The following is a 9,835-nucleotide window of genomic DNA, read 5'->3' on the forward strand; positions in this document are numbered from 1 at the left end:
AAATAACACGGTTTCCAATAATTACAGGATATCGATGGACTTTGAAATCGAGAGCGATAAAAGGAATGAACTTTTATCACGAAGAGAGATTCAGTTTACTCTCACATACGATGGTGCTACACCCTCCCGCATGCAGATTATCGGCAAACTGTGCGCACTGCTCAATGCAAAAGAGCCACAGGTTGTCCTTGACACTCTGAAAAGCAATTTCGGCAAGATGGTTGTCACCGGAAAAGCACGCGTGTATGATACTGAAGATGCAAAGAAGAAGACCGAGCGCCCGTACCTGTCAGCACGCGGCATGCCCAAGCCCAAAGAGGAAGGAGCGGCATAAGCATGGCAGCGGCAAAGAAAGCAGCAGCAAAGGGGCCGTCACGCAGTGCGTACTTCAAAGTTGAGGGTGAGAAGGTCACCACCGCGAAGAAGTACTGCCCCCGCTGTGGCCCCGGCGTCATGATGGCCGACCACAAGGATCGTGTTGCCTGCGGAAAGTGCGGATACACCGAATTCAAGAAATAAACGCTGATGCCTGCATTTGGGCAGATACTTGGCATTGAGGGGACAGCCTGGAACCTCAGTGCTGCTCTTTTTGATCAGGATCTTCTTTGTCTGTGCTCACGCCCGTATTCCCCCGCCCATGGCGGTATTCACCCGCGCGAGGCGGCACAGCACCATGCGTCGGTGATAAAGGAAGTCATCGCCTCGGTTCTATTAGAGCCGGATAAAGTTACCGGGGTTGCCTTCTCACAGGGACCGGGGCTTGGACCCTGCCTGCGGACAGTAGCGACCGCAGCACGCTCGCTTGCGCTGGCCCTTGACGTCCCGCTTGTCGGGGTAAACCACTGCGTTGCCCACGTGGAGATCGGGTGCTGGGCCACGGGTTGCCGGGATCCGATCGTACTCTATGCGAGCGGAGCAAACACGCAGGTGATCGGGTACCTCAACGGGCGGTACCGCATCTTTGGCGAGACGCTGGACATTGGCATAGGAAACGCTCTTGACAAGTTCGCCCGTGCAAAGGATCACCCGCACCCCGGGGGGCCCCTGATCGAGACGCAGGCAAAAGCCGGGAATTATTTTGAACTTCCTTATACGGTCAAGGGCATGGATCTCGCGTTCTCGGGACTGGTCTCTGCGGCAAAGGATGCAAAAGAACCGCTGTCCGATGTCTGTTGCAGCCTGCAGGAGACGGCGTTTGCGATGTGCGTGGAGGTGACAGAACGGGCGCTCTCGCTCACCGGCAAAGACGAGGTGCTCCTTGTAGGGGGCGTGGGAGCGAACGCCCGGCTCCAGGAGATGCTCAAGATCATGTGCGAGGAGCGGGGGGCACAGTTTTTTGTGCCCGAGCGGAAATATCTCGGGGACAACGGCGCGATGATCGCCTATACAGGAAAACTGATGTTTGAGAGCGGCCAGTCTCTCGCCATCGAACATTCGCAGGTCAATCCGTCCTTCCGTTCAGATGAGGTGGAGGTCACCTGGAAACACGAAGTCACGCATCCGCCGGACCATGGACAGGATGGCAGCACCGGCCAGAAACGGGGGGCAGAGGCAGTTGTCAGTTTCAGGGACGGGAACGCGGTTAAGCAGCGGGTCTCCAAGCGGTACAGGGCACCGGCACTTGACAAAAAACTCATCTCCGAACGGACCCGGGCCGAGGCCCGGCTCATCCACATAGCACGCAAAGGAGGCGTCCCCACGCCCGTTATGAGCGATATCACCCATGATTCAATCGTGATGGAGCAGGTAACCGGCACGCTCCTCACCGGATCCCTTTCCGCGGCACACTGTGAGGAGGCAGGACGGATGGTCGGCCGGCTCCACACCACCGGCATCATGCACGGGGATCTCACCACGAGCAACATGATCCTGCGCCAAAGTGACGGCAGGTGCGTGCTGATCGATTTCGGGTTATCGCAGGTGACCACCGAGATCGAGCAGCGGGGTGTCGATATCCATGTCATGTTCCAGACACTCAAAAGCACCAACCCGAAAGAAGCCGGCGTTTTCTGCGCGGCATTTGCCCGGGGGTACATGGAGACGTTTGCCGGTGCAGGAGAGGTGCTCGCCCGGGAGCAGGAGATCGAACTCCGGGGGAGATACCTGTGAGCAGGAACCTTACTATCGTCACCAGCAATGCCAACAAGGCACAAGAGGTCGCTGCTTTTTTTGGCGGAACCCTCACGGTCAGGCATGTGGCGCTCGATATCCCGGAACTGCGCTCCGATGATGTCAGGGAGATCGCTAGGGAGAAAGTGCGGTACGCATATGATCACCTGAAGGAGCCGCTCATCGTTGACGACACGGCATTTTCCATCGATGCGCTCAACGGGTTTCCGGGGCCGTATGCGGCGTACGTCCTCATATCGATCGGCAACACCGGTATTCTCAAACTAATGGATGGCGTCACGGATCGCAACGCCCGGTTCACCACCGCGATCGCCTTTGCCGATGAAACCGGCATTGAAGTTTTCACCGGCACGATTGACGGCAGGATCATAACGGCGCCCCGGGGCGCCGGGGGATTCGGGTACGATTCGATCTTCGAAGTCGACGGGCAGACGCTTGCCGAGATCCCACTTGAGAAGAAGAGTGCCATCTCCCACCGGGCATGCGCACTTGCCGCATTCCGGGACTGGTTTATCCAACATCAGGTCTGAACCGATCACAGGCCCACGCAAACGGTTAAAAGATCAAAGAACATTGTTATAAGGGCATACAGGAGTGTATATCCATGGCAAAGTTCCCAGAAGCCGAAGCCCGTTTACTCAACGTGAAGATATGTATGCATTGCAATGCACGCAATGCCATCCACGCAACCGCATGCCGCAAGTGCGGGTACAAGAACCTGCGGCCGAAAAACAAGGAACGAAAAGCGTAATTGAATTTTTCAATACTCTTTTTCTTTTTTTGGTTTTTTGTGATTGAGAGATCAGGATGAATAGTACGTGACGCGTTTGCCTTTCTGTGCGTATTCACCGGCAAACGTTTCGAGGTTGCGCTTGTACCCGATCCGGTCAACAAACCCTAATGCGCGGAGGTTCTCCCGCACCCTCATCACATCCGGCTCGTCTGCCCAGTCTTTTGTATAGACATAAATGACCCTGCGGCTGTCCCGGGAGTCAGGATTGGGTTTTGCCGTACTGACCTTTGCAGAGATCCCCAGATCAAGTGCCACCGTTGCGTCCCGCACCTTCTTCCATGCGACATCTGCAACATCGGGATCCTGGAAGATCAACCATTTGCCGGCATGCTCGTCCTCGATTGCTTCGGGTGCGCTGCCCGGTGCGTCCTGCACGATCCAGTACATCTGCGTCGTCTTTGAGGGAAGGACACCTTCCCCGCCGCAGAGCATCCCGTAGATCGTATCGACCGAGCCAAACCGTACAAGGAGCGCGTCGGCAAGTTGTGGATATTCGCCGGTGAGCTGCTTGAATGTCTCCGTCAGGTCTGCGGTGAAGTCAATGCCTCCTTCAACGAGCGTAGAAAGATATTTGCCCTGAGTATGGAGTCTTCTGGTGAGAAGGTGATCGAAGATGCCGTATGCCACATCCGCCAGAGCCTCGGAATCGACTTCGTCCATATTGTACCAGTCCGGTGTTCTGCCGAAAAATAGTTTCTGATTTGATGGGGAGACTCTGCGGTACTTCCTGCCATAATTGGGAGACTGCCCCGGGTCGTCCGAAATGCGAAACAGGCCCGAATTATGTGCAGGTCACTGTCATTTTCGAATGATTTAAGAGCGACGGCAGCAGAGATGTACTAATTATGGAATGGAAAAGAGACTGGGGCCTGACAGCCCGGGTATTGCTGACGGGGTTTTTGCTGTTTATCCTCTACCTTGTGTTCATGACGGTACTAGTGGTGCTCTTCCCCTCGATCAGTATCTTTCTGATTGTCGGGTTAGCGGTCGTCATGGGACTTGTCCAGTTTTTTTTCTCGGACAAACTGGTGCTCTGGAGCACGGGCTCGCGCATTATAGCCGAGGATGAATACCCGGAACTCCACCGCACGATCGAGAAACTATGCCATGAGGCCGATCTGCCCCTGCCAAGGATCGCGATCATGCAGAGCCCGGTACCCAACGCATTTGCTACGGGAAGAAGCCCGAAGCATGCGGTGGTTGCCTGCACGGACTCAATCATGCGCCTTCTTACCAGGGACGAACTTGAGGCCGTCCTTGCACACGAACTCTCGCATGTGAAAAACCGTGATATCCTCACGATGACGCTCGCAAGTTTCGTCGCGATGATCGCATCGATGATTATGCAGAGTTTTTTCTTCTCTGCGCTGTTTGGAGGCAACAATCGCGAGAATGGGGCCGCATGGATTGTAGTCTGGATCGTTTCGATCATTGTGTACGCGCTCAGCACGCTCTTAATGCTCGCGCTCTCCCGGTACCGCGAGTTTGCGGCAGACCGGGGCAGCGCGCTTATCACGAGAAATCCCCGTGCACTTATTTCAGCCTTAACCAAGATTAGCGGCAGGATGGAGGCCGTCCCGCCTCAGGCAAAAGCCAAGGTTGAAGCCGCAAATGCATTCTTTATTATCCCGGCGCTTTCGGGCAATACGATCATGGAACTCTTCTCCACCCACCCGGCAACCGAGAAGCGGATTGCGGCGCTTGAAAAAATTGAGACCGAGATCCGGGGATACTGATCCCTGCTTTTTTTATACCGCAACCTTTACCGTGCGGTTTCGTATTCCCCTATTCGCCGGCAGGGATTTGCGTTAATGATGACAAATAATAACATTGATGGGTCGGTCGGCACGAAGCGAAAAAAACTGCGATGTTCGAACAGAACCAGACTTTGATCAAGCAGCGGGATAAGTAAGCATTAATACACCTCCCCGCCAAAATTGTAGAGCGCAGTGCATCGATGGTCTAGTGGTATGACTTAGGCCTTCCAAGCCTATAGCCCGGGTTCAATTCCCGGTCGATGCATAAGGGCTCGTGGTCTAGCTGGCTATGACGTCGCCTTCACACGGCGAAGATCTCGAGTTCGAATCTCGACGGGCCCATCAGCGTTCTGTTTTTTTGCACACCCCTTTTCTCCTTTTTTGTTTTTCAGGATCTTATCAGAAGTTATGAAAGAACGATGATATGTGCCTCACCGGGTCAAGCGAAGGGCATATCCTCCGTTTCCCCTCCAAAATATCATCAGATCCGACACTGGTGTCCTGCGAGCCCGTAAAATTTTTGCCAGAATTATATCCCGATTATCTCAAATCCTCCAAAATTTGAGGGATTTCCAGTGGAAACAAAGGGGTATAAATATTGATATCTGATCTCACAATAGATTGCACGGGCATTGCACAGGTAATTCATGTACACGGTGAGGAAAGACCCTGTCGGCAGATGAAAACAGAAAGGTAACCCTGGAATACCTGGCACGTAGTTGTCCGCACGATCGCCACAACCCTCTTTTGCGGATACTCTGTTTCCCCTAAAATTCCCCTTTACAGGTTCAGATGATCGGCTACCGTGAGAGAAACGATCCCGTCAGGGGAAAAACTATATGCAGCCGCCGGGAACCGGATTGCTCCGGCATCTCAGGCGGACCTGCAAAAATAAAAGGAATCCGGGTTATGCGTTTTTCATCTTGGCTTTTGCGACGAATCCGTCTTTGCCAATGTAGTACATGTAGCCCTTTTCCTTGGCAATCTTTTCAGTACCGACTTTCTTCTTCTTGCCGGTCTTGTTGTGCTTCATTGGGGCTGCCCAGACATATCCATCTTTCCCGATGAAGTACAGGAATCCCTTTTCCCGTACAATCTTTTCCTTTCCAATTTTCTGTCCCAGTTAAACACCTCAAAACCCAATTCGGGTTTTGATAATGAGAGTTGACGCCTGTTAATATAAAAAGTTTCCGTCGAAAACACGTCGAGATACCAAATTTGGCCATATTTTACCGATGTTTTCGGTATTGTGCCACACTTTCAACCCCGATTAAAAACGAGAGAATATTGCCCGGTTTACGTGAATCTCCCTGAATTATAGCGCATTAATCATTGCACCATCGTATGTGATGCATGATGAAGAAACATGCCAGCGCATCGCCCTGCCTGCCAAAATTTACAGACGTTAGATGTGGGGGCAGCCCAGTACTTCAAATCCCCAAAAATCGGGATCGGGACAGATTATCCCGGTTATGATATGCGAACCACAGGGTGGAAATGATGGGACCGGTTTTTCAGCTCAGGGAAACAATCGGCTGCACCAAGGGCGGGACAGTCGCGCTGACAATGGGCGGGGCCATATTTCCCGACGGTAAAATCGTCAATGAAAACTGCTGGTACGGTGCGGTGGTGGTGGTCGGGCAGGCAAAGATTTCAAACTGTTCGTTGGGTTCAAGGATGTTGTCACTGTCCGCACTCTTTAAAGGGAGCATATTGAACTTACCGGCAATCGTCCAGCCCGGGCAGACCAGGGGGCGCGAATCCTCTCTCGGGATCGTTTCAGCGATCCCGCCAGATCCCCAGACCACACGCACTTTGTCAAAGTCGACACCCCCCATATTCCCGATAAAGAGTGCCACGGTCATTTCGGCAGCACCCATCCGCCCGGGATCCGGATGCGGGTACCGGACCGCTACATCCGAGGGCGTGCCATTCACTGCGGGAAAAACATATACCGGCCCGACGTGCCTCATCAGATCGCCGGAATTGCTTGCGAAGGTATGTACCATTCCGCCATTATGGGGGTCACCCTGCCACGGGAGAAAAACGGTCAGCGCACCATAGACCAGCAGGATGATCACAAGGATGATCACAATAATGCCAAGCCCCGTCAGCGCATCTTCAGTTGTACGTCGGTTTCTCATAGGATCAAATCATCCTCCGGTCGATAAGCCGACGGGGGCGACCCTGGTTCCGGTACATTTCAAGCCCACCGGGTGCAGCGTACGTGAACCGGATCTCAAAACTTCCTTCCTGGTACCGTTTGTTCAGGCCCTGTTTGTGACGGAAGAATCTCTTAATAAAACAATCCTCCACCAGATGCCGGTCGCAACGTGCGGTATCAGAACATTCCAGACCCACGTTCAACGCAACCTCTCCTGCCACGTCACCGGGATCGACAAACGCTTCGTACTCTCCGGTAAGATAGGCCATAGTCTCCGGCTGGAAGACCGCAGCTTCAATGTCCACCCGGTTGAACGTGTTGTCTTCCACCCAGATGGTCTCGGCTTCCCGCTCGGGGTTTACGATCCGCATATGGGACCTGCCGCATTCGCACCGCTCCCGGGAGATAACCACGGTCGTGTCTTCAGTATCGTAGTTGATAAGGAGCATCCCGGATTTCCCGCCGACCGGCAGCAGCGTGGTAAGGACCGCCCTTCCGCATTCGCCGTCCCGCACAAACGACTCTAGGCCGGGATCGTAGACATCAAGGTGGACAAGGTCCTCGGGCACGTGGAGCCCTGCCATCTGCGTGCACTCGCCACACATCGTTCCCTCGGTGCTCCCGTACGTATTATAGACCGGGCACCCCCAGAGTTCCGCAAGGTAGGCACGCGACTCATCCGCAAAACCCTCTCCCCCGGCCACGAGCCGGGTAATCGACGTTTCCGATGGCGTAATCCCCTCGGCCGAAAGCCTGCGCGCAAGCCGCAGGAGTTTGAAGACGCTCCCCACAATTGCGGTCGGCCGGTAATTCAGGATAATCCGGGATTCGAACGTGCACTTCCCGAGGGGGATGATCCCCATCCCGATACGCCGGGCGGCAATCGTCATCGTGTTTGCTCCCACGTTCATGCCATACGAGGCGCAGACCACGATCCGGTCTTTTTTGGAAAAACCCTGCGAGACAAAACTCCGTGCGTACTTCTCCGCGTACCGCTTCCAGTCATCCCAGGTCAAAAAAAAACTTTTGGGCGTCCCGCTCGTGCCGCTCGTTTCCTGGATCGAGAAGATATCGTTCCAGCCCGCGGAGAGAAACGCAAAATCCGGGATCGCGGGCGGCTGGTTCTCCCGTATCGTCTTTCCGGAGACTATGGGGAGACTAAGCAAATCCTCATGTGTCCGCACTTCTTCGGGACGGATATTGTTCTTCTTAAACCACTGCCGGTAAAACGGCGAGTGTTCTGCTGCATATGATATAGTGTAACGGACACGCTCATCGATCAGGGCGTCAAGGTCGCCGCGTTTGAGGGTCTCGATATCCGGTGCAAAATACGCCCCTGCGGCCATAGGATAGAATTACCGGAGGAATTGTTATACGTTCCGACACGGGCCCTTACATACGATCAGCGTTTTCCTGCTTCGATTTCGAGCCGCATCATCTCCACACGAACGAAAATATCAGGATCCGGCGGGCATCCGGGATCACCCCCATGATCTGATCTAGTGAATACCGGATGGATTCATCGAGGCACCGCGATGAAGCAGGTTCCCGCACGGGCGCCCAATTTATTTTCTGTCGCTTCCCATGATAACTGGCATTTACCCATGTACTTCCACATTATCCTCACCGACGACTGCAACCTCTGCTGCCGGTACTGCCGGGCAAAGACATTCGAGGATGAGGATACGGCGGGTCCGGATACGGTGCCGGTCGAGATCGACGGGGATCTCCCACCTGACCTGAGTTACGATCCGAACCTGCTCTACCAATTTCTCGCACGGGACCCCTCGCCCACCGTGACATTTTATGGCGGCGAACCGCTTATGCGGAGAGATCTCGTGGAGCGGATCGTCAGCGAGGCTCCGGTCCAACGGTTCATGATCCAGACAAACGGCCTCCTGCTCGACCAGCTCTCCCCTAGTATCGTCAACCGGTTCTCTACGATCCTCGTCTCCCTGGACGGGCGCGAAGCCCTCACCGATGAGAACCGGGGGGCAGGGGTTTTTTCCCGGGTGATCTCAAACGTAAAAAAGATCCGTGCAAACGGCTATCGCGGCGAACTGATCGCAAGGATGACCGTGACCGAACGCACCGACATTTTCGATGCAGTCCGGTACCTCGCGGAGAACCCGGACTATTCCTTTTCTTCCATCCACTGGCAGATGGATGCGAATTTCACCGGGGATTTCAGCCACCGGACGTTTGCCGCGTGGGCAAAAGAAAGGTATAATCCCGGCATCCGTGCACTTGTCACGGCATGGGTGGACGAGATGGAAACGTCCGGCCGGGTCCTGCGCTGGTACCCGTTCATCGATCCCATGGAAGATCTCCTGAACGGGAGAGTAAGCCCCTTAAGGTGCGGCGCGGGACACGCGAACTACGCGATCATGACCGATGGCCATATCGCACCCTGCCCGATCATGATCGGCATGAAACAGTACTATCTCGGCCATATCGCTGACGCAGACCCGCAGCACCTCCGCCGGATCCCGGTCGGGGGCGAGTGCGAAGCCTGCCACATCCGCACCTTCTGCGGGGGCCGGTGCCTGTACTCAAGCATCGTGCATCCCTGGAACCCTGCGGGCCGGAAGCTCGTGTGCGGCACCGTGGAAAACCTGCGCGACGCACTCACGGCCGAACTCCCCCGGGTCCGGGCCCTCATTGCCTCGGGGCGTATCAGTCTCGCGGACTTTGCCCACGAGAAGTTCAACGGCTGCGAGATCATCCCCTGACACCGTGGAAGTGGGTGGCCGGTGGGCACGGTTTTTAGGCAGATATATTTATACTCAACGGTATGATGAATATATGCAGATCTAAAACTGCATGAGTAATACAATGGAAAGAAAAGGATTTGGTGGCCCGAGAAACTTCGGTCCCAGAGAAATGACAAAGACAGTCTGTTCAGACTGCGGAAAAGAGTGCGAAGTCCCCTTCAAGCCAACTGAGGGTAGGCCGGTTTACTGCAGGGACTGCCTGCCCAAACACCGGAAA

Annotated in this window: 12 protein-coding genes and 2 tRNA genes; 10 read left to right on the forward strand and 4 right to left on the reverse strand. The window is 54.6% G+C overall.

The window, feature by feature from the left end; genetic code table 11:
• The 5 genes from WCX19_RS14515 to WCX19_RS14535 all read left to right on the forward strand — a co-directional run.
• A partial coding sequence (locus tag WCX19_RS14515) for a 30S ribosomal protein S24e (protein ID WP_373009372.1) occupies positions 1-334 on the forward strand: 334 nt, incomplete at its 5' end.
• Between the two features lie 2 nt (positions 335-336).
• On the forward strand, positions 337-519 hold the full coding sequence (locus tag WCX19_RS14520) for a 30S ribosomal protein S27ae (protein ID WP_373009374.1): 183 nt from the start codon (positions 337-339) through the stop codon (positions 517-519).
• A 6-nt stretch (positions 520-525) separates the two neighbouring features.
• On the forward strand, positions 526-2,109 hold the full coding sequence (locus WCX19_RS14525; protein WP_373009376.1) for a bifunctional N(6)-L-threonylcarbamoyladenine synthase/serine/threonine protein kinase: 1,584 nt from the start codon (positions 526-528) through the stop codon (positions 2,107-2,109).
• Positions 2,106-2,660, forward strand: a complete 555-nt coding sequence (gene rdgB, locus WCX19_RS14530) for an RdgB/HAM1 family non-canonical purine NTP pyrophosphatase (protein WP_373009378.1) — start codon at positions 2,106-2,108, stop codon at positions 2,658-2,660. Before WCX19_RS14525 ends, rdgB begins: the two co-directional genes overlap by 4 nt.
• A gap of 74 nt (positions 2,661-2,734) precedes the next feature.
• Positions 2,735-2,881, forward strand: coding sequence for a 50S ribosomal protein L40e (locus WCX19_RS14535; RefSeq protein ID WP_292424392.1), 147 nt, complete (start codon positions 2,735-2,737; stop codon positions 2,879-2,881).
• Between the two features lie 51 nt (positions 2,882-2,932).
• Here WCX19_RS14535 and WCX19_RS14540 read toward each other — a convergent pair whose 3' ends face one another.
• Complete coding sequence (locus tag WCX19_RS14540; RefSeq protein ID WP_373009380.1) at positions 2,933-3,583, reverse strand: putative phosphothreonine lyase domain-containg protein; 651 nt, start codon at positions 3,581-3,583, stop codon at positions 2,933-2,935.
• A 185-nt stretch (positions 3,584-3,768) separates the two neighbouring features.
• Here WCX19_RS14540 and htpX point away from each other — a divergent pair, with 185 nt between their 5' ends.
• From htpX to WCX19_RS14555, 3 genes are all read left to right on the forward strand, one after another.
• A complete protein-coding gene (htpX, locus tag WCX19_RS14545) occupies positions 3,769-4,659 on the forward strand; it encodes a zinc metalloprotease HtpX (RefSeq protein WP_373009382.1) in 891 nt (296 codons plus the stop codon).
• A 215-nt stretch (positions 4,660-4,874) separates the two neighbouring features.
• Positions 4,875-4,945: transfer RNA gene (locus tag WCX19_RS14550), tRNA-Gly, on the forward strand.
• 3 nt (positions 4,946-4,948) lie between these two features.
• Positions 4,949-5,022, forward strand: a tRNA-Val gene (locus tag WCX19_RS14555).
• Positions 5,023-5,587: 565 nt separating this feature from the next.
• Here the strand turns inward: WCX19_RS14555 and WCX19_RS14560 are convergent.
• The 3 genes from WCX19_RS14560 to ftsA all read right to left on the reverse strand — a co-directional run bounded on the left by WCX19_RS14560 (position 5,588) and on the right by ftsA (position 8,190).
• On the reverse strand, positions 5,588-5,713 hold the full coding sequence (locus WCX19_RS14560) for a hypothetical protein (protein ID WP_373009384.1): 126 nt from the start codon (positions 5,711-5,713) through the stop codon (positions 5,588-5,590).
• 481 nt (positions 5,714-6,194) lie between these two features.
• On the reverse strand, positions 6,195-6,824 hold the full coding sequence (locus WCX19_RS14565) for a hypothetical protein (protein WP_373009386.1): 630 nt from the start codon (positions 6,822-6,824) through the stop codon (positions 6,195-6,197).
• Positions 6,825-6,828: 4 nt separating this feature from the next.
• Complete coding sequence (gene ftsA, locus WCX19_RS14570) at positions 6,829-8,190, reverse strand: coenzyme F390 synthetase (RefSeq protein ID WP_373009388.1); 1,362 nt, start codon at positions 8,188-8,190, stop codon at positions 6,829-6,831.
• 258 nt (positions 8,191-8,448) lie between these two features.
• Between ftsA and WCX19_RS14575 the strand changes: the two genes are divergently transcribed.
• Positions 8,449-9,576, forward strand: coding sequence for a TIGR04084 family radical SAM/SPASM domain-containing protein (locus tag WCX19_RS14575; RefSeq protein ID WP_373009390.1), 1,128 nt, complete (start codon positions 8,449-8,451; stop codon positions 9,574-9,576).
• A 103-nt stretch (positions 9,577-9,679) separates the two neighbouring features.
• Positions 9,680-9,835, forward strand: a 156-nt coding sequence (locus tag WCX19_RS14580; RefSeq protein ID WP_373009392.1) for a CxxC-x17-CxxC domain-containing protein, incomplete at its 3' end; no start/stop codon positions are given.

The organism is Methanoregula sp. (assembly GCF_041663825.1).
Lineage (GTDB): Archaea > Halobacteriota > Methanomicrobia > Methanomicrobiales > Methanospirillaceae > Methanoregula.